The 18185-nt window shown below is 76.5% G+C and carries 21 protein-coding genes; 4 read left to right on the forward strand and 17 right to left on the reverse strand.

The window, feature by feature from the left end; genetic code table 11:
• The coding region (locus tag MY520_RS03175) for a thiamine pyrophosphate-binding protein (protein ID WP_436690014.1) at positions 1-731 on the reverse strand (731 nt) is incomplete at its 3' end.
• Positions 728-1675 carry an o-succinylbenzoate synthase gene (locus MY520_RS03180; protein ID WP_436690016.1) on the reverse strand — a complete coding sequence of 316 codons (948 nt, stop codon included), beginning with the start codon at positions 1673-1675 and terminating at the stop codon, positions 728-730. The genes MY520_RS03175 and MY520_RS03180, both read right to left, overlap by 4 nt.
• Before the next feature lie 87 nt (positions 1676-1762).
• On the opposite strand from MY520_RS03180, the gene menE reads away from it, so the two are divergent.
• From menE to MY520_RS03195, 3 genes are read left to right on the forward strand one after another with little or no spacing between them, the layout of a single operon-like run.
• Positions 1763-2890: an o-succinylbenzoate--CoA ligase gene (menE, locus tag MY520_RS03185; protein ID WP_436690018.1), complete on the forward strand. Its 1128-nt coding sequence runs from the start codon at positions 1763-1765 to the stop codon at positions 2888-2890.
• A gap of 2 nt (positions 2891-2892) precedes the next feature.
• Positions 2893-3765: a 1,4-dihydroxy-2-naphthoate polyprenyltransferase gene (locus MY520_RS03190; protein ID WP_436690020.1), complete on the forward strand. Its 873-nt coding sequence runs from the start codon at positions 2893-2895 to the stop codon at positions 3763-3765.
• Positions 3766-3782: 17 nt separating this feature from the next.
• Positions 3783-4409: a GPP34 family phosphoprotein gene (locus MY520_RS03195; RefSeq protein ID WP_436690022.1), complete on the forward strand. Its 627-nt coding sequence runs from the start codon at positions 3783-3785 to the stop codon at positions 4407-4409.
• Between the two features lie 8 nt (positions 4410-4417).
• On the opposite strand, the gene MY520_RS03200 is transcribed toward MY520_RS03195, so the two are convergent.
• The gene (locus MY520_RS03200) at positions 4418-4738 is read right to left on the reverse strand and encodes a DUF4229 domain-containing protein (protein ID WP_436690024.1); all 321 of its coding nucleotides are present in this window, start codon (positions 4736-4738) and stop codon (positions 4418-4420) included.
• Positions 4722-5222, reverse strand: a complete 501-nt coding sequence (locus tag MY520_RS03205) for an Lrp/AsnC family transcriptional regulator (RefSeq protein ID WP_436690026.1) — start codon at positions 5220-5222, stop codon at positions 4722-4724. Before MY520_RS03205 ends, MY520_RS03200 begins: the two co-directional genes overlap by 17 nt.
• Positions 5223-5267: 45 nt before the next feature.
• Here MY520_RS03205 and MY520_RS03210 point away from each other — a divergent pair, with 45 nt between their 5' ends.
• Positions 5268-5489 (forward strand): hypothetical protein, encoded by a 222-nt coding sequence (locus MY520_RS03210; RefSeq protein WP_436690028.1) that lies wholly within the window; start codon positions 5268-5270, stop codon positions 5487-5489.
• 56 nt (positions 5490-5545) lie between these two features.
• Here the strand turns inward: MY520_RS03210 and MY520_RS03215 are convergent, their stop codons facing one another.
• From MY520_RS03215 to MY520_RS03275, 13 genes are all read right to left on the reverse strand, one after another.
• A complete protein-coding gene (locus tag MY520_RS03215; protein ID WP_436690030.1) occupies positions 5546-5842 on the reverse strand; it encodes a hypothetical protein in 297 nt (98 codons plus the stop codon).
• A gap of 115 nt (positions 5843-5957) precedes the next feature.
• Positions 5958-6911: a c-type cytochrome biogenesis protein CcsB gene (gene ccsB, locus MY520_RS03220; RefSeq protein WP_436690032.1), complete on the reverse strand. Its 954-nt coding sequence runs from the start codon at positions 6909-6911 to the stop codon at positions 5958-5960.
• The gene (gene resB, locus MY520_RS03225) at positions 6908-8551 is read right to left on the reverse strand and encodes a cytochrome c biogenesis protein ResB (protein WP_436690034.1); all 1644 of its coding nucleotides are present in this window, start codon (positions 8549-8551) and stop codon (positions 6908-6910) included. Before resB ends, ccsB begins: the two co-directional genes overlap by 4 nt.
• A 79-nt stretch (positions 8552-8630) precedes the next feature.
• Entirely contained in the window at positions 8631-9458 is an 828-nt protein-coding gene (locus tag MY520_RS03230; RefSeq protein ID WP_436690036.1) for a cytochrome c biogenesis CcdA family protein, read from the reverse strand.
• Complete coding sequence (locus MY520_RS03235) at positions 9458-10024, reverse strand: TlpA family protein disulfide reductase (protein ID WP_436690038.1); 567 nt, start codon at positions 10022-10024, stop codon at positions 9458-9460. The genes MY520_RS03230 and MY520_RS03235 overlap by 1 nt, the downstream gene beginning before the upstream one ends.
• A gap of 62 nt (positions 10025-10086) precedes the next feature.
• Complete coding sequence (locus tag MY520_RS03240) at positions 10087-10722, reverse strand: histidine phosphatase family protein (RefSeq protein WP_436690040.1); 636 nt, start codon at positions 10720-10722, stop codon at positions 10087-10089.
• Positions 10722-12095, reverse strand: coding sequence for a glutamate-1-semialdehyde 2,1-aminomutase (gene hemL / locus MY520_RS03245; RefSeq protein ID WP_436690042.1), 1374 nt, complete (start codon positions 12093-12095; stop codon positions 10722-10724). Before hemL ends, MY520_RS03240 begins: the two co-directional genes overlap by 1 nt.
• A complete protein-coding gene (locus MY520_RS03250) occupies positions 12092-12589 on the reverse strand; it encodes a hypothetical protein (RefSeq protein ID WP_436690044.1) in 498 nt (165 codons plus the stop codon). Before MY520_RS03250 ends, hemL begins: the two co-directional genes overlap by 4 nt.
• 2 nt (positions 12590-12591) lie before the next feature.
• Complete coding sequence (gene hemB, locus MY520_RS03255) at positions 12592-13581, reverse strand: porphobilinogen synthase (RefSeq protein ID WP_436690046.1); 990 nt, start codon at positions 13579-13581, stop codon at positions 12592-12594.
• Complete coding sequence (locus MY520_RS03260; RefSeq protein WP_436690047.1) at positions 13578-15116, reverse strand: uroporphyrinogen-III synthase; 1539 nt, start codon at positions 15114-15116, stop codon at positions 13578-13580. Before MY520_RS03260 ends, hemB begins: the two co-directional genes overlap by 4 nt.
• 82 nt (positions 15117-15198) lie before the next feature.
• Positions 15199-16134 carry a hydroxymethylbilane synthase gene (gene hemC, locus MY520_RS03265; protein ID WP_436690049.1) on the reverse strand — a complete coding sequence of 312 codons (936 nt, stop codon included), beginning with the start codon at positions 16132-16134 and terminating at the stop codon, positions 15199-15201.
• Positions 16131-17492: a glutamyl-tRNA reductase gene (locus MY520_RS03270; protein WP_436690051.1), complete on the reverse strand. Its 1362-nt coding sequence runs from the start codon at positions 17490-17492 to the stop codon at positions 16131-16133. The genes hemC and MY520_RS03270 overlap by 4 nt, the downstream gene beginning before the upstream one ends.
• Positions 17489-18151 (reverse strand): redox-sensing transcriptional repressor Rex, encoded by a 663-nt coding sequence (locus tag MY520_RS03275; RefSeq protein WP_436690053.1) that lies wholly within the window; start codon positions 18149-18151, stop codon positions 17489-17491. The genes MY520_RS03270 and MY520_RS03275 overlap by 4 nt, the downstream gene beginning before the upstream one ends.
• Positions 18152-18185: the final 34 nt, after the last annotated feature.

An 18185-nucleotide genomic window follows, 5' to 3' on the forward strand; every position in this document is an offset into this window, starting at 1 on the left:
GCCAGCGCGGCCGCCGCCCGGCCGAGGGCAGCGGGCGCGTCGCCGGCCACGACGAGCGTGCGGGCGGGCCCGGCGTCCGGCAGGGGGACAGCCGACGGTCCCGTCCCGGCCGTCCACGGCGCGCCGTCCGGCCGGCCGGCCCACGGCCCGGGCAGCTCCGCGGGAACGGGACCGTCGGGCAGCAGCGGCTCCCGGAACGGCAGGTTCAGGTGCACCGGCCCCGGGTCGCCGGACAGCGCGCCCCGGGCGACGAGCAGGGCCTTGGCCACCAGCGACCGCCAGTACCGGTTCTGCGCCACCTCGCGGCCGGCCTCGGGCACCCCGACGTCGACGGCGGCCCGTACCGCCCCGCCGTAGAGCCCGGGCTGCACGATCGTCTGGTTCGCCCCGGTGTCGCGCAGCTCCGGCGGGCGGTCGGCGGTGAGCGCCAGCAGCGGCACCCCCGACGCGTCGGCCTCGAGCACGGCGGCGTGCAGGTGCGCCGTCGCCGTTCCGGACGTGGTGAGCACCGGCACCGGGCGGCCGGACGCCTTCGCCAGGCCGAGGGCGAGGAAGGACGCCGTCCGCTCGTCGATGCGCACGTGCAGGGTCAGCCGGCCGGCGCGCTCGGCCTCGAACAGCGCCAGCGCGACCGGGGCCGACCGCGACCCCGGCGCGAGGACGGCGTCGGTGACGCCGCCGCGGACCAGCTCGTCCACGAGCACCAGCGCGCACCAGGTGGCGGGGTTCACCGAGCGCTCACCGCGGCCAGCCGGGCCCCCCAGCGCGACTGGGTCGGCGGGTCGGCCGCCACCTCGGCCAGCCGGTCGGGCTCCACCCGCCGCACCGGCAGCGCGCCGTCCACCGGGAGCAGCGGCGTGCTCGTCACGTCGCCGGCCAGCAGTGCGACGGTGGCCAGCCCGCAGGCGAACGGCAGCTCCGGCAGCGCGGCGGCCAGCGCCACCCCCGCGGCGATGCCGACCGACGACTCCAGCGCCGAGGAGACCACGCACGGCAGTCCGTGCGCCTCGGCCACCCGCAGCGCGGCCCGGACCCCGCCCAGCGGCTGCACCTTGAGGACGACGACGTCGCAGGCCTGCCGCAGGTCGACCCGCAGCGGGTCCGCCGCGCGGCGCACGCCCTCGTCCACCGCCACCCGGACGTCGGTGCGCCGGCGCAGCGCGGCCAGCTCGTCGAGCGTGGCGCAGGGCTGCTCGACGTACTCGAGGCCGACGCGGTCCAGCTCGCGGATGCGGGCCACCGCGGTGTCGACGTCCCAGGCGGCGTTGGCGTCGACGCGGATCGCGCCGTCCGGGCCCAGGGCGTCGCGCACCGCCTCGACCCGAGCCACGTCGTCGGCCGGCGTCTGCCCGGGCTCGGCCACCTTCACCTTGGCGGTACGGCAGCCGGAGGCGGCGACGAGCGCGTGTGCCCGGTCCGCGTCGACGGCGGGCACCGTCACGTTGACCGGCACCGTGTCCCGGACCGGGGCGGGCCACCCCTCGACCGCGGACTCGACGGCGGCCGCCCACCAGCGGCGGCTCTCGTCGACGTCGTAGTCCCAGAACGGGGAGAACTCGCCCCAGCCGGCCGGGCCGTGCACCAGCACGCCGTCGCGCGCGTCGATGCCGCGGAAGCGGGTGCGCATCGGCACCGACCAGATCCGCACGGCGTCGATCACCGCCGCCTCCGCCACACGAGCAGCGTAATCCGGCCCTCCTGCAGGGCCCCTCCGCGAGCCTGCGAGCGGTGGGGGGCAGGAGGGTCCTTACTCTGGGACCTCGTGGCCCGGCACCTGATCCTCGTGCCCGCGCCCGCCGACCCCCTCGCGCTGCTGCCGCACCTGCGCGCCGCGCTCGACGGCCGCGCTCCACTGGCGGTCCTCCCGGCGGGCCCGCCCGCGGCGGTCGAGGCGGCCCGCGCGCTGCTGCGTCCCGAGGAACCGCTGGAACCCGGCGCGGACCTCGTCGTCGTCACCTCGGGCTCCACCGGCGCCGGCTCCGGCGTGCTGCTGCCCGCCGCGGCCGTGCGCGCCTCGGCCGCGGCGACGCAGCAGCGCCTGGGCGGCCCCGGGTCGTGGCTGCTCGCCCTGCCGGTGTCGTCGATCGCCGGGCTCCAGGTGCTGTGCCGGTCGATCCTGGCCGGCACGTCGCCGACCGTGCTCGCCCGCGGTGAGCCCCTGGCCGCCGCCCTCGCGCGGATGCCCGCCGGCCGGCGGTACGTGGCGATGGTGCCCACCCAGCTGCGCCGGTACCTCGACGCCGAACCGGACGCGCTGCGGGCGCTCGACGCGGTGCTGGTCGGCGGCGCCGCCACGGACGCCGGCCTGCGGGCCCGGGCCCGGGCCGAGGGCGTCGCCGTGGTCACGAGCTACGGCATGACCGAGACCGCCGGCGGCTGCGTGTACGACGGCCGGCCGCTGGACGGCGTCCACGTGCGGATGACCGGCGGCGGCATCGAGCTGGCCGGGCCGGTGCTGGCGCTGGGCTACCGGCTGGACCCCGAGGGCAGCGTGGCCGCCTTCGCCGGCGGCTGGTTCCGCACCCGGGACGCCGGTGCGCTCGACGCGGACGGCCGGCTCACCGTGCACGGGCGGCTGGACGACGTCGTCGTCACCGGCGGGGTGAACGTCGCCCCGCCGGCCGTGGAGGGCGTGCTGCGCGAGCACCCGGACGTCGCCGACGCGGTGGTGTTCGGCCGGCCCGATGCGGAGTGGGGGCAGCGGGTGGTCGCCGCCGTCGTCCCCGTGCCCGGGGCGGAGCCGGACCTCGCGACGCTGCGGCCCTGGGTCGCCGACCGGCTGGGGGCGCCGTCCGCCCCCCGTGAGCTGCACCGCATCCCCGCCGTCCCGACGCTGCACACCGGCAAGCCCGACCGCCGGGGCGTCGCCGCGGCCCTCCAGGAGGAGTGACGATGGCCACCCCCGCCCAGTGGCTGGCCGGCGCCCGCCCGCGCACGCTGCCCGCCGCACTGGCGCCCGTGCTGGTCGGCACCGGCGCGGCCGCCGCGCTCGACGGGTTCCGGCTCGTCCCGGCGCTGCTGGCGCTGGTCGTCGCGCTCGCGCTGCAGGTGGCGGTGAACTACGCCAACGACTACTCCGACGGCACCCGCGGCACCGACACGGTGCGGGTCGGGCCGATGCGGCTGGTCGGCTCCGGCGCGGCGACGCCCCGGCAGGTGCTGGTCGCGGCGCTGCTCTCGTTCGCCGTCGCCGGCGTCGCCGGGCTCGCGCTGGCGGCGCTGTCGAGCTGGTGGCTGGTCGCCGTGGGCGCGGCGTGCATCGTCGCCGCCTGGACCTACACCGGCGGCCCGATCCCCTACGGCTACCGGGCGCTGGGCGAGGTGTTCGTCTTCGTCTTCTTCGGCCTGGTCGCCGTCGTCGGGACGACGTTCGCGCAGACCCGCTCGGTCGAGGGGCTGGCCGTCGCCGCCGCCGTGCCCATCGGCCTGCTCATCGTGGCCCTGCTGGTGGTCAACAACCTGCGCGACATCGAGGGTGACGCCGCCGTCGGCAAGCGCACGCTGGCGGTGCTGGTGGGCGAGCGCGGCACCCGGGTGACCTTCGCGGCGCTCCCGGTCGTCGCGTTCGCCGTGGTGGCCGCGATCGGGGTGACCCGGCCGTGGGCGCTGCTGGGCCTGCTCGCCGTCCCCCTGGCCGTGCCGCCGGTGCGCACCGTGCTCTCCGGCGGTCGTGGTCCGGTGCTCATCGGGGCGCTGCAGGGCACCGGCGTGCTGACGCTGGCCACCGGCGTCCTGGTCGCCGCCGGCCTCGCGCTCAGCGGCTGAGGCCCTACCCTGCCGGCATGGCGGGCCCCGACGGCGTCGGACGGCGGCTGGCGCTGCTCTGCCTCCAGGGCGACGGCCGGCTGACCGACTCCCGCTGGGCCGACCGCGCGGTGCGGGCCGGCCTCCTCGTCGACCTGGCCCTCGCCGGCCGGCTCACCGACGCCGACGACCACGTCGCGGTCGACGCGACGCCCACCGGTGACCCGCTCGCCGACCACGTCGCCGCCGACCTGGCCACCTCCGGCCGCACGCTGGACGAGGTGGTCGCCGACGGCGGCCCGGACCTCGCCGAGATCGCCCGGACGCTCGTCGCGGAGGGTGTGTGGGAGCCGTACCGGCAGCGGCGGTGGTGGCGCGGGGAGCGCTACCGCCCCGTGGACCCGGCGGTGTCGCGAGCGGCGGTGTCGGCGACGCTGGAGGGGATCGGCGCGCAGCCGCCCCCACCGCTGGCCGCGGCCACCGCGATCGCCGAGGTGGCCGGGCTGCTGGGCGGCCGCTTCGGCCCGGTCCGCGACGAGCTGGTGACCGCCGCCGGGGACGCCGGGTGGGTCGTGGGCACCGTCGTGACCGGGCTGGCGTCCGCGCGCTCGTGGTACGGGGCGGTCACGCGGATGACGACCCGCGACCTGCACACCCCGGGCTGACCGACGGGTCAGGCGGGCTGGTCGCCGCTCAGGCGGGCGCCCAGCCGCTGCTTGGCCTGCTGGCGGGCGACGCTGCGGGCAGCGAGCCCCTCGGTCAGCCGCTCGCGCGAGGGGCGCAGCAGCACGTAGGACACCGGCATCGACAGCAGCAGGCCGAACAGCAGGCCGGGGAAGCCCTCCAGCCCGAGCCACCACAGCAGCAGCACGAGCGCGGCTGCGATGGCCAGCCGGCCGACGGTGTAGATGACCAGCCAGGGGGCGATCCGCGGCGGGGCCGCCGGTCCCCCGGTCGGCGCGCCGGGCACCGTCGGTTCAGCCTTCTCGGCCATGGCGGCCCTCCCACTTCGTGCTCAGGACGACGGTCGTCCGAGTCCGGGCGACGCCCCGGATCCTGTTCAACGCGCTGATGGTGGCCTCCAGTGCCGGGATGTCGGTCACGCGCACCTTGAGCACGTAGCCCTCGCTGCCGGCGACCCGCCAGCAGTCCTCGACCTCCGGCATCACCCGCAACGCCTCCACGAGCCCGGTGTCGTCGACCGAGTCGCTCTCGATGACGCTCACCAGGGCCGTGACGTCCAGCCCGACGGACGGCGGGTCGATGATCGCGTGGTAGCCGAGGATGACGCCGGCGGCCTCCAGCTTGCCGACCCGCTCGTGCACCGCGGGTGAGGAGAGCCCGACCTGCCGGGCCAGTTCGGCGTAGCTCGCCCGACCGTTGGCGCGCAGCAGCTCGATCAGCTGCCGGTCGACGGCGTCGATGGTGCGCTCCCCTCGCCCGGCGGTGGACTGCCGCGGTCGAGTATCGCCGCGCACGTACTGTGGAGTGCACTCGGGCTCGACGGCAGGGGGTGGACCGCCATGGCGTTCCTGGTGGTGCTGGTGGTGGCGGTCGTTGTGGTCGTGCTGGTGATGCGCGCGGCCTCCGCGGCGGGCGGTCCGGGCGCGGGCGGGGTGCGTGCCCCGCGGCGTCCGGGGCCCCGTCCGGGGCGCGACGTCCGGCCGATGGCGCCCGACGACGACCCCGAGTTCCTACGCGAGCTCGAGCGCCGCGCGCGGCGCGACGACGGCTCTCCCGCGTAAGGCCCCCTGCAGGGCCCCGCCGCGGGCTTGCGAGCGGTGGGGGCAGGGGTCCTCTCTCAAGCCGCCCGAGAGCCGAACAGGCGCCGCCAGCCGCGGGGCTTCTCCGGTGCCTCGTCGGCGACCGACGTCTCCTGACGGGCCGGCTGGCTCGCGCCGCCCGGCCAGCCCACGCTGCCGCCGGAGGGCGTGCCCTCACCGGAGCCCGGGGACCCGGGCCAGCCGACGTTGCTGTGCGTGCTCTCTGCCTCCAGGTCACCGTGCCGGCCGGCGGGCACACCCTCCTGTCGCCGGGCGAGCGCGGCGGCGACGACCGGGTGCACGGTGGCGCCGTCGGCGGCCGAGTGCCTACCCACGGGGAACTGCCCCGTTCTGCGTCATGCGCGCATGGAAGCACGCGGCGGTGGGCCGCGTCACGCTGCCGGCCCCCGGAACGGCCAGCGTGTCACCCCTCGGGGGTGCTCGTGCGACTCAGCTGACCCCTGCGTAACTGTGCAGTCCCGTGGACACCATGTTCACGTACAGCAGGTTGAAGATCATGACGCCGAGGCCGACCACGTTGACCCACGCCGCAGGACGCCCGCGCCAGCCGGCCGTCGTCCGCGCGTGCAGGTACCCGGCGTAGACGACCCAGGCGATGAACGCCCACGTCTCCTTCGGGTCCCAGCCCCAGAACCGGCCCCAGGCGCTCTCGGCCCAGATGGCGCCGGCGATGACGGCGAAGGTCCAGATCGGGAAGCCGAAGACGGCGGTGCGGTGGGCGACCCGGTCCAGGGTCGCGGCGCTCGGCAGGCGGGAGAGCACCGAGCTGCCGGCGTCGGCGCCGCCGGTCTCGTGCCGCACCCGCAGCAGGTACAGGACACTGGCGATCCCGCTGACGAAGAAGATGCCGAACCCGAGGATCGCGGTGCTGACGTGCACGGCCAGCCAGCTCGAGCGCAGCGCCGCGACCAGCGGGCCGGTCTCGGTGTAGAGGAAGAGCCCGATCGCGACCAGGGAGATCACGACCGGTGCGAGCACGAAGGCGCCGATGCTGCGCACCACCGGCGTGCGGACGGCCACCACGAGGAACGCCACCACGCCGACGAGCACGACGGCGGTGGCGAACTCGTACATGTTGCCCCAGGGCAGCCGGTCGGCGGCCAGGCCGCGGGTGACCAGGACGCCGGTGTGCACCAGCGCGCCGAGGGCGGTGAGCGCGATCCCGGCCAGGCCCCACCGGGCGGTGGCCGTCGTCTCGGCCGGAGCCGCGCCGTCCCCGCCGGTGCCCGTGCCGACCCCGGCGCCGACCAGCTCGCGGTCGGTGGCCGGACGGCGACCGAAGGCCAGCTGCGCGGAGAAGGCGACGACGGCCACCGAGTAGAGCGCGACGGTGATCGAGAACAGGGTGTCCGACAGGTCGGCCAGCGACTGGTCAACGGTCACTCGGGAGAGCCTCCGGTTCCGGTGCGGGCCCCGCCGGACGACGGGGTGGGGGTGCCGGGGGCGCGGGCGTCGAGCGCCGTCCGCAGCCGGCCGGTCAGCTCGGCGAACCGGGGAGCGCTGTCGCCGCCGCCCCGGGTCAGCGAGCCGACCGTGAGCACGGTACCGCCGCCGTCGGAGGCGGGTCCGACGCGGGCGAAGAACCGCTCGCGGCGCAGGAGCAGCAGCGCGAGCAGGCCGAGCAGCAGGCTGACCGCGGCGGCGAGCACCCACAGCTGCCCGGGGTCGTGCGAGAACTGCAGCGCGGCGAACTGCCGGTAGCCGCTGAAGGTGATCGCCGTCCCGTCCTCGAGGGTCAGGGACTGCCCGACCGACAGGTTGGCCCGGCCCACCTCGGCGAGCCGGCCGCGCTCGATCTGGCTCCGGTCCAGCGCGTACACCGACTGCGGCAACCCGGAGTCCAGGCCCAGGTAGCCCTGGTAGGCCAGGATCGCGACCTGCGGGTTGAGCGGTCGCGGGTCGATCGAGGTGAGGATGCCGCCCTGCAGCACGCCGGTCGGGGCGAAGAAGCCCTCGAGGGCCAACTGGTCCTCGACCCCGGCACCCAGGTCGGGCAGCTTGAGCGCGCCCTCGCTGGCCATCGTGGTCTGGTCGGAGGGGAGGAACGGCGCGGAGACGTCGGTGAACGCCGTCCCGTCGGGCAGCGTGACGGTGAACGCCGGGGAGTAGCCGTGCCCGGTGACGTAGACCCGGTCGCCGTCGAGGCGCAGCGGGTCGTTGACGCCGATCGTCGTCGGCCTGCCCTCCTCGCCGGGGGCGCCGTAGGAGATGTCCGCGGTGAAGGAGGCCGCGGTCAGGTTCTCCTCGTACTCGGCGCGGAAGTCCTCGAGGTCGACGCACAGCGGCGTGAGGTCGCCGCCCTCGACCAGGGGACCGGCCGAGTAGGTGTCGTACTGCTGGAACGAGTTGCAGAACCCCTGGCCCTCGGTGACCAGGATGCTGCCCTCGTAGCCCCACAGCTTGCCGCCGGCCAGGCCGAGCAGCAGCGCCACCAGCGAGAGGTGGAACAGCAGGTTGCCGGTCTCCTTCCAGGAGCCCTTCTCGGCCGACAGCTCGGGGCCGGACCCACCGGACCGGCGGACGACCCGGAAGCGGCGGACCCGCAGCTCCTCCTCGACCACGTCGAGGGCGGCAGCGCCGTCCAGGGCGGTGGGCAGCTCGGCGGAGTCCGGGAGCCGCAGCAGCCGGCGGGGGGCCGGCGGCGGCGCGGCGCGCAGCGCGCGGGCGTGCTCGACCAGCCGGGGGACGACGCAGCCGATCAGCGAGACGAACAGCAGCAGGTAGACCGCGGCGAACCACGGGGAGCTGAAGACGTCGAACAGGTAGAGGCGGTCGAGGACGGGCGCCAGCGTCGGGTGGTCGGCGAAGTACTGGGTGACGTTGCTCTGGTTGAGCGACCGCTGCGGCAGCAGCGACCCGGGGATCGCCGCCAGCGCCAGCAGGAGCAGCAGGATGATCGCCGTCCGCATGGCCGTGAGCCGGCGCCACCAGCGCAGCCAGAGGTTCAGCGCGCGCCGGCCGGCCGAGGGCCCGGCCGGCGGCTGCGGCACCTCGGCCGGCCGCGGCGGCGCTTGCAGGCTCATGGCTCGACTCCGAGCTCGTGCCGCTCCTCGCTCGCTGGCGCTCGCTGCGATGCTCGCTCGCCCGTCGTTCTCGCGGTGCTCACAGGGCGGACTCCCCGAAGCCTGTCGCGGCCAGCCATGAGCGCAGCCAGCCCATCATCTCGGTCCAGGCCCCGGTGACCAGCAGGACGCCGACGACGAGCAGCAGTGCGCCGCCGACGCGGGTGACGGTCCGGGCGTTCCGGCGCAGGAAGGACGTCGCGCCGAGAGCCCACCGGGCGCCCAGCGCCACCAGCACGAACGGCACCCCGAGGCCCAGGCAGTAGGCGACGCCGAGCACCGCGCCGCGGCCGGCGGTCGCCTCCACGTAGGCCAGCGAGTTGACCGCGGCCAGGGTCGGCCCGAGGCACGGCGTCCAGCCGAGGCCGAAGACGACGCCCAGCAGCGGCGCCCCCGCCAGGCCGGCGACCGGGCGGGCGGAGATCCGGGCGGTGCGCTGCAGGACCGGCAGCCAGCCGAGGAAGGCCAGCCCCATGACGATGGTGACGACGCCGAACACGCGGGTCAGCACGTCGGCGTGCTGCAGCAGCAACCGGCCCAGCCCGCCGAACGCGGCGCCGAAGGCGACGAAGACCGCGGTGAACCCGAGCACGAACAGCAGCGCGCCGAGCACCATCCGGCCGCGGGAGGAGCGCTCGTCGGTGCGCACCGCGGTCGCCTGGGCCCCCGGGGGAGGAGAACTGCCGGCCGGCACCGCGACCGCCGCCCGGGCGCCGGTGCCGGCCAGGCCGGTGACGTAGGACAGGTAGCCGGGCACCAGGGGCAGCACGCACGGCGAGGCGAAGCTGACCAGCCCGACCAGCGCGGCCACCGCGGCGGCGACGAGCAGCGGGCCGTCGGTGACGAGGGCGCCGAACGTCTCCCCCATCAGCTCCCCTCCGCCACCAGCGAGTCGATCACCGCGCGCAGGTCGCCCTGGGCGACCTCGCCGGTGTAGACGGCGGCCACCCGGCCGTCACGGTCGAGCACGATCGTGGACGGGATCGCGTTCGCCGGGTAGTCCCGGAACGCCAGCGCCACCTCACCGCGCGGGTCGTAGAGGGAGGGGAACTCGATGCCCTCGCTGTCGACGAAGGCCTGGGCGAACTGCTCGCTGGTCTCCTTGACGTTCAGCCCGAGGAAGGCGACGCCCTGGTCCCGGACGTCGGCGTAGACCTCCTGGAACTCCGGCGTCTCCACCCGGCAGGGCGGGCACCACGAGCCCCAGAAGTTGAGGACGGCGACGTCGCCGGCCAGCTCGTCGGAGGAGAACCCGCCCCCGCCCAGCAGGGTGCCGGAGAAGTCGGGCGCGGCGGCGCGCTCGGCCGCCGGGATGACCTCACCGGCCGGGGTGCCGGCGACGAAGCGGAACTCGCCGCCGTTGTTGACGTCGACGGCGTTCGCGCCGGTGGAGCAGCCCGCGAGCAGCAGCGCCGCCGCCAGGGCACCGAGCAACCCACCACCGGGGCCCCTGCGGGGACGTGGAGCGCCATCGGAGCTCCTCGGAGGGAGGTACCTCATGCCCCGGGCACCGCGTCGGGGTCGGTCGCACCCGCCGGCTCGGCGTAGGAGAGCCCGACGAAGCGGTCGCCCTCGTAGGTCAGCGAGGTGACGCTGGCCAGGCCGCACTGTCGGCGGCGCGGGTCGTGCACGTACCGGCGTCCCTCCAGGTGCAGCCGGACGGTCCAGATCGGCAGCTGGTGGCTGACGCACACCGCCGCCGACCCGCGCGCGGCGTCGCGGGCGGCCTCGACCGCGGCGAGCATCCGGGCGGCGATCTCGACGTAGGGCTCGCCCCACGAGGGCCGGAACGGGTTGCGCAGCTTCCACCAGTGCTGGGGCATGCGCAGGGCGCCGTCGCCGACGCCGACCCGCAGCCCCTCGAACAGGTTGCTCGCCTCGATCAGCCGGTCGTCGAGCGTGACCGGCAGCGACAGCGCCTCGGCGATCGGCGCGGCGGTCTGCCGGGCCCGCTCCAGCGGGCTGGACACCAGGTGCGTCACCCCCCGGTCGGCGAACCAGCGGGCGGCCGCCCGCGCCATGCCCTCGCCGGCGTCGGAGAGCCGGTAGCCGGCCAGCCGGCCGTAGAGGACCTTGTCCGGGTTGAACACCTCGCCGTGGCGCAGCAGGTGCACCACGGTGGTCTCGGCCATCAGGTGCTCACCCCGGCCGGGTCCTCGGCGGGCGGCGCGGCGGCGGGCTCGACCGCGGCGGCGGCGCGGGCGGCCGCGGGCAGCGCGGCGAGCACCCGCTCGACGGCCTCGTCGTCCAGCGCGGCGCTGACGAACCACGCCTCGAACGCCGACGGGGGCAGGTACACCCCGCGGGCGAGCATCGCGTGGAAGAAGGCGGTGTAGCGGCTGGCGTCCTGCGAGCGGGCGTCGTCGTAGTCGCGGACCCGCCGCCCGTCGGGCACGAAGAACACGGAGAACATCGAGCCGGCCTGCTGCACCCGGTGCGGGACGCCGGCGGAGAACAGCGCGGCGCTGGCCGCGCCGCGCAGGGTCCCGGCCACCTCGTCGCAGCGGGCGTAGACCGCGCCGGTGCAGTGCCGCAGCGTGGCCAGGCCGGCGGCCACGGCCACCGGGTTCCCCGACAGCGTGCCCGCCTGGTACACCGGCCCGGCCGGGGCCAGGTGGTCCATGAGGTCGGCGCGGCCGCCGAACGCGGCCGCGGGCAGCCCGCCGCCCATGACCTTGCCGAAGGTGAACAGGTCGGCGTCGACCGGGTCCACGCCGTACCAGCCGGAGCGGGAGACCCGGAAGCCGGTCATGACCTCGTCGACGATGAACAGCGCGCCGTGCGCGGCGGTGATCCGGCGCAGCTGGGCGTTGAACCCGTCCAGCGGCGGGACGACGCCCATGTTGCCGACCGCGGCCTCGGTGATGACGCAGGCGATCTCGGCGCCGCGCTCGGCGAACACCGCCTCGACCGCCGCGACGTCGTTGTAGGGCAGCACGACGGTGTCGGCGGCCGCGCCGGTGGTGACGCCCGGGGTGTCGGGCAGGCCCAGGGTGGCCACGCCGGAGCCGGCCGAGGCCAGCAGCGCGTCGACGTGGCCGTGATAGCAGCCGGCGAACTTGACCACGAGCGGGCGGCCGGTGACGCCGCGGGCCAGCCGGACCGCCGAGAGCACCGCCTCCGTGCCGGAGTTGACCAGCCGCACCCGCTGCACCGGCGGCATCCGGGCGATGATCTCCTCGGCCAGCTCCAGCTCGCCCTCGGTCGGGGCGCCGAAGGTGAGGCCGCGGCGGGCGGCGGCGGTGACCGCCTCGACGACCGCCGGGTGCGCGTGGCCGAGGATCAGCGGGCCCCACGAGGCGACCAGGTCCACGTAGCGGCGCCCGTCGGCGTCGGTCAGGTAGGCCCCGGACCCCTTGGCCATGAACCGGGGGGTGCCGCCGACCGCGCGGAAGGCGCGCACCGGGCTGTTCACCCCGCCCGGGGTGACCCGCTGACCGCGGGCGAACAGATCGGCCGACCTGGGGGCCTCGTAGGCGTACGGGGGGCTGTCCGGCGAGGTCACGAGCCCAGTGTCCCCTTCCTCCCTCGGGAGCCGTCCGGGGTGTCCCGGAGGGCGGCGAGCAGTGCGGTGGTCAGCGCGGCCGGGTCGCGGGTGGGCACCAGCACGGTGCGCCCGTCGATGAGCCGCAGCGGGAGCCCGGCCCGCCCGCGCGGCAGCGACCCGCCGCCGCCGAGGACGGCGGCGCCGGCGTCGGCCCCCGCCGTCCCGGCGGTGACCGCGCGCAGGTGGGCGGCGTCGACGTCGGCGAGCGGTACCCGCTCCCGGCCGACGGTGAGGCCGGCGTCGGCGCCCTCGGCGTCGACCCGCACCGTCCAGGCCCGGCGGACCATGAGCGTGTGGCCCAGCACGGCACCGAGCGCGCACCCGGCCAGCGCGAGGACCAGCGACGGGACCCCCCGCCCGGGCAGCAGCAGGTCCACGACGACGAGGAGCCCGACGACGCCGGCGACCGGCCAGAACGGCCGCCAGGAGCCCCCGGGCTCGACGTACGTCATCGCTAGGGGCGGGTGGGCGACAACCACTGCGCCGCTTCCACCGCCCAGTAGGTGAGCACGGTGCCCGCGCCGGCCCGGCGGATCGCGGTGAGCGTCTCGAGGACGGCTCGCCGCCGGTCCACCCAGCCGTTCGCCGCGGCGGCCTCGACCATCGCGTACTCGCCGCTCACCTGGTACGCGCTGACCGGGACGTCGACGGCGTCGGCGACCCGGGCGACGACGTCCAGGTAGGGCAGCGCCGGCTTGACCATGACCGCGTCGGCGCCCTCGGCGATGTCCTGCGCCACCTCGCGCAGCGCCTCGTCGGCGTTGGGCGGGTCCATCTGGTAGGTCGAGCGGTCGCCGAACTGCGGCGCCCCCTCGGCGGCCTCCCGGAACGGGCCGTAGAAGCCCGAGGCGTACTTGGCCGCGTAGGCGAGGATCGGCACCTCGGTGGACCCGGCGCCGTCCAGTCCCGCGCGGATCGCCGCGACCTGGCCGTCCATCATCCCGCTGGGCGCCACGAGGTGGGCGCCGGCCTGCGCCTGGGCGACCGCCACCGCGGCATAGCGGTCCAGCGTCGGGTCGTTGTCGACCACGCCTGCCGGCGTCACGACGCCGCAGTGCCCGTGGTCGGTGTACTCGCACAGGCAGAGGTCCGCCATGAGCACCAGCTCGTCGCCGAGGTCGGCGCGCAGCTGCTGCAGCGCGACGTTGACGATCCCGTCGGCGGCGTCGGCCTGCGAGCCGACCGGGTCCTTCGCCGAGGGGATGCCGAAGAGCATCAGCCCGGAGATGCCGGCCTCGGCGGCCTCGTGCGCGGCCTTGCGCAGCGAGTCCAGCGTGTGCTGGACGACGCCGGGCATCGAGCCGATCGGCACCGGCTCGGCGATGTCCTGCTTGACGAACACCGGCAGCACGAAGTCGGCCGGGGCCAGTCGCGTCTGGGCGGTCAGGCGCCGCAACGCGGGCGTCGACCGGAGCCGGCGCCCGCGCGCGAAGCCGGCGGTCACGCGTCCTCCGCGGCCCTGAGCGAGTCGGCGTACTCGGCGAGCGCGTCCACCAGCGGCGCCACGGCGGCGATCTCCGGCTGGACGTCGACCCGCAGGCCGAACTCCTGGGCGCTGGCCGCGGTCTGCGGGCCGATCACCGCGACGACGGTCTTGGCGTGCGGCTTGCCGGCGATGCCGACCAGGTTGCGCACCGTGCTCGACGAGGTGAAGCACACCGCGTCGAAGCCGCCGCCCTTGATCGCCTCGCGCACCGCGGCGGCCGGCGGGGCCGCCCGGACGGTGCGGTAGGCGGTGACGTCGTCGATCTCCCAGCCCCGCTCGACCAGGCCGGCGGCGAGGGTCTCGGTGGCGATGTCGGCGCGCGGCAGCAGCACCCGGTTGATCGGGTCCAGCACGTCGTCGTACTCGGGGAAGTCGGCCAGCAGGCCCTCGCTGGACTGCTGCCCGGTGGGCACCAGCTCCGGCGCGATCCCGAAGGCCCGCACCGCCTCGGCGGTCTGCTCGCCGACGCAGGCGACCTTGACGCCGGCGAAGGCACGCGCGTCGAGGCCCAGCTCGACGAACTTCTCGCGCACGGCCTTGACCGCGTTCACCGAGGTGAACACGATCCAGCCGTAGCGGCCGGTGACCAGGCCCTTGATGGCGCGGTCCATCTGCGCGGGGCTGCGCGGCGGCTCGACGGCGATCGTCGGCACCTCGACCGGCACGGCCCCGTAGGCGCGCAGCCGGTCGCTCATCCCGCCGGCCTGGTCCTTGGTGCGCGGCACCAGCACCCGCCAGCCGAACAGCGGCCGGCTCTCCCACCAGGAGAGCTTGCCGCGCTTGTCGACGGCCGAGCCGACGGTGGCCACGACCGGCCCGGTCAGGGCGTCGAGGCCGGCGGTCTTCTCCGCGACGGCGGCCAGCTTGGCGACCACGCTCTTCTGCGCGGTGCCCGAGCCGCCGGTGGTGACCACGATCGGCGTCCCGGCGGACAGGCCGCCCTCGACCAGCCGCGCGGCCGCGTCGGGGAGCTCCTCGGCGTTGGCCTGCAGCACCAGCGGCGCGCCCAGCCCCGAGGCGGCCGCGGCCAGCGCGGCGAGGTCGACGTCGCCGCCGCGCAGGTCGGCGCTGACCGACGTGCCGCCGACGGCGACACCGGCGAAGGCCGGGACGGCGGTGGCCGGGGCGACGCCCGGGACGACGTCGAAGCCGACCGAGGTGCGGCCGACGGCGAGCACCTCCTTGACCGCGCCGTCGGAGGTGAACGGGTCGCCGGCGACGAGCCGGACGACCGTGCTGCCGCCCTTGGCGGCAGCGACGGCGGCCTTGGCGATCTCGGCCGGCTCACCCGTGGCGGGGGTCAGCTCGAGCCCGGGCCGCTGCTCGCGGACCGCGTCGGCGATCGCCGGCGGCACGTCCGGGTCGACGAGGACGACGTCGGCCTCGGCCAGCGCCGCGGTCGCCCGGGCGGTGAGCATGCCCGGGTCGCCCGGGCCGGCGCCGACGAAGACGACCTTGCCGGCCGTTCCGTTCTGCTTGCGGAAGCGCGTCATCGCGAGCTCCTGTTCCTGGCCCGTGAGGGCTGGTGTGCGGGGGTCTGGGGAGCCGGGCGGGGATGCCCGGCGGGGGTGGGAGTCATCGGGAAGCCGCCATGAGCTCGGCCGCGCCGCGGTCGAGCAGGTCGGCGGCGAGCTCGCGGCCGAGCCGCTCGGCGTCGGCCGGCGGCCCGCTCACCGAGCCGCGCACACCGTCGCTGCCGTCGAGCGCGGTGACCGAGGCACGGAGGAACAGCTCGGGGCCGTCCTCCCCCTCGGCGAGCTCGGCGTAGGCCGCGACCGGCGCGCTGCAGCCGGCCTCGAGCGTGGCCAGCGTGGTGCGCTCGGCGGCCACGCAGGCGCGGGCGGCTGGGTCGTCCAGGGCGGCGAGCAGCTCCCGCGTGCGGACGTCGTCGGCCCGGCACTCCACGGCCAGCGCGCCCTGCGCCGGCGCGGGCAGCACCTGCAGCGGGTCGAGGGTCTCGGTGACGGCGTCCAGCCGGCCCAGCCGGGTCAGCCCCGCCCGGGCCAGGACGACGGCGTCCAGGTCGCCCGGAACCACCCGCGCCATGCGGGTGTCGACGTTGCCGCGGATCGGCACGACCTCCAGCCCGAGGCCGAGGGCGCGCAGCTGGGCCACCCGCCGCGGCGCGCCGGTGCCGACCCGCGCGCCGGCCGGCAGCTCGCCGAGGGTGAGCCCGTCGCGGGCGACCAGCGCGTCGCGCGGGTCCTCCCGCAGCGGCACGGCCGCCACCGTCAGCCCGGGCTCGGGCCGCGTCGGGAGGTCCTTGTAGCTGTGGACGGCGACGTCGACGGCATCCTCCAGCAGGGCCTGCCGGATCGCCGCCACGAAGACGCCGGTGCCGCCGAGCTGCGCGATCGCCGCCGCCGAGCGGTCGCCCTCGGTGCTGATGTGCACCAGCTCCACGGGGACGCCGCTCGCCGCGGTGATCGCGTCGGCGACCGCCTGGGACTGGGTGGTGGCCAGTCGGCTGGCGCGGGTGCCCAGCCGGAGCGTCGAGGTCGTGGTGGTCACCCGCCACCGCCGGCACTCAGCTCGTCGGGGTCGACGGTGACCGCGTCGGCCAGGCTCGCCCGCTCGGGGACGACGGGGGCGTCGATCCCCAGCCCGAACAGCGCGCGCAGGGCGTCGGCGTAGTCCACGCCGCCGGGGGCGCTGGCCAGCTCCTTCACCCGCACGGTCGGCTCGTGCAGCAGCTTGTCCACCACCCGGCGCACCGTGCGGGCGACCTCGCTGCGGGCCTTGGCGTCGAGGTCGGGCAGCCGCGTCGAGAGCCGCAGCAGCTCGGCGTCCACCACCTCGGCGGCCTGGCTGCGCAGCGCGGAGACCGTCGGCGCGACGGCGGCGGCCTGCCACTCGGCCCGCAGCAGCGCGGTCTCGGCCTCGATCAGCGCGTGCGCGGCGGCGATGTCGTCGGCGGCCACCGGACTGGCGGAGAGCTCGCCGGCCGCCGTCCGCTCGCCCTGCAGGAGGGCGAGGTCGACCACGTGCACGCCGGGCACGGCGGCCACGCCGGGGTCGACGTCCCGGGGCAGCGCCAGGTCGATGACGACCAGCGGCCGGCCGGCGCGGCCGGTCATGGCCCGGGCGACGACCTCGGTCCCGACGACGATGCCGCGCGCCCCGGTGCAGGTGACCAGCACGTCGGCGGCGGCCAGCTCCTCGGGCAGCCGGGCCAGCTCGGCGGCGCGGCCCTCCACCGAGGTGGCCAGCCGCTCGGCGTGCGCCGGCGTCCGGCTGCTCACGGTGACGGCGGCGCCGCGGCGGGCCAGCGTCGTGGCCGCCAGCGCGCCCATCGAGCCCGCACCGACCACCAGCACCGAGCGGCCGGCCAGCGAGCCGATCCGGTCCTCGGCGTGGTCGAGGGAGACCGAGACCAGCGAGGCGCCGGCCCGGTCGATGCCGGTCTCGGTGTGCACGCGCTTGCCCACCCGCAGCGCCCGCTGGGCGACCGGGTGCAGCGCCCGGCCCACGGCGCCCTGCTCACGGGCCAGCGCGTAGGCGGTGCGCAGCTGGCCGAGCACCTGCGTCTCGCCGACGACCATCGAGTCCAGGCCGGCGGCGACGGTGAACAGGTGCGTGACGGCCTGGTCCTCGTAGTGGACGGTGACGTAGGGCGAGAGCTCCTCCACCGTGGCGCCGGCCTGGCGGGCCAGCACCCGGCTGACGTCGGTGACACCGCCGTGGAAACGGTCCACCTCGGCGAACACCTCGACGCGGTTGCAGGTGGCCAGCACGATGGCCTCGCTGACGTGGTCGGTCCCGACCAGCTCGTGCAGCGCCTTGACGGTGTCGTCGGCACCCATCGCGAACTGCTCGAGCAGCGCGACGGGCGCGGTCTGGTGGCTCACGCCGACCGCCAGGAGACTCATGCGAGCACCTCCACGGACTCGATCCCGCCGCGCTGCTGGCCGAGGAACGCGAGCACCTGCAACTCGACGGAGAGGTCGACCTGGCGCACGTCGACACCCTGGGGTGCGCTCAGCGCCACCGGTGCGAAGTTCAAGATGCTCCTCACCCCGGCCGCGGTCAGCCGGTCGCAGACGGACTGGGCGACCTCGGCCGGTGTCGCGATGACCCCGATCGTGGCCGCCGTCGTGGCGACCACCTCGTCGAGCTCGTCCATGGGGCGCACGAGCTGCCCGCCGATCCGCTGGCCCACCCGGACCGGGGCGGCGTCGAAGAGCCCGACGAACCGGAAGCCGCGGCTGCCGAAGCCGGCGTAGTCGGCCAGTGCGGTGCCGAGGTTGCCGATCCCGACCAGCACGCACGCGCGGGACCGCTCGACGCCGAGCACCCGGGCGATGCGGTCGCGCAGGGTGCCCACGTGGTAGCCGACCCCGCGGACGCCGCAGGGGCCGAGGTGGGAGAGGTCCTTGCGCAGCCCGGCGGGGTTGACGCCGGCCGCGGTGGCCAGCTCACCGGAGGAGACGTTGCTGCGGCCACCGTCGGCGAGGCCGGTGAGCACCCGCAGGTACACGGCCAGGCGGGCGACGGTGGCCTCGGGGATCCGGGGCCGTGGCTGCGTCACGGACTCACTCCACAGCGGTCGCGCCCGTACGTCC

The organism is Geodermatophilus sp. CPCC 205506, from assembly GCF_051383635.1.
In the GTDB taxonomy this organism is placed as follows: Bacteria; Actinomycetota; Actinomycetes; order Mycobacteriales; family Geodermatophilaceae; genus Geodermatophilus.

What these genes read in the sequence shown, in the direction of transcription:
- MY520_RS03190 (WP_436690020.1), top strand. Translation starts at nt 2,893, where the DNA reads ATGGCCACCCCCGCCCAGTGGCTGGCCGGCGCCCGCCCGCGCACGCTG.
- MY520_RS03195 (WP_436690022.1), top strand. Translation starts at nt 3,783, where the DNA reads ATGGCGGGCCCCGACGGCGTCGGACGGCGGCTGGCGCTGCTCTGCCTC.
- MY520_RS03200 (WP_436690024.1), bottom strand. Translation starts at nt 4,738, where the DNA reads ATGGCCGAGAAGGCTGAACCGACGGTGCCCGGCGCGCCGACCGGGGGA.
- MY520_RS03210 (WP_436690028.1), top strand. Translation starts at nt 5,268, where the DNA reads ATGGCGTTCCTGGTGGTGCTGGTGGTGGCGGTCGTTGTGGTCGTGCTG.
- resB (WP_436690034.1), bottom strand. Translation starts at nt 8,551, where the DNA reads ATGAGCCTGCAAGCGCCGCCGCGGCCGGCCGAGGTGCCGCAGCCGCCG.
- MY520_RS03230 (WP_436690036.1), bottom strand. Translation starts at nt 9,458, where the DNA reads ATGGGGGAGACGTTCGGCGCCCTCGTCACCGACGGCCCGCTGCTCGTC.
- MY520_RS03240 (WP_436690040.1), bottom strand. Translation starts at nt 10,722, where the DNA reads ATGGCCGAGACCACCGTGGTGCACCTGCTGCGCCACGGCGAGGTGTTC.
- MY520_RS03250 (WP_436690044.1), bottom strand. Translation starts at nt 12,589, where the DNA reads ATGACGTACGTCGAGCCCGGGGGCTCCTGGCGGCCGTTCTGGCCGGTC.
- MY520_RS03260 (WP_436690047.1), bottom strand. Translation starts at nt 15,116, where the DNA reads ATGACGCGCTTCCGCAAGCAGAACGGAACGGCCGGCAAGGTCGTCTTC.
- MY520_RS03270 (WP_436690051.1), bottom strand. Translation starts at nt 17,492, where the DNA reads ATGAGTCTCCTGGCGGTCGGCGTGAGCCACCAGACCGCGCCCGTCGCG.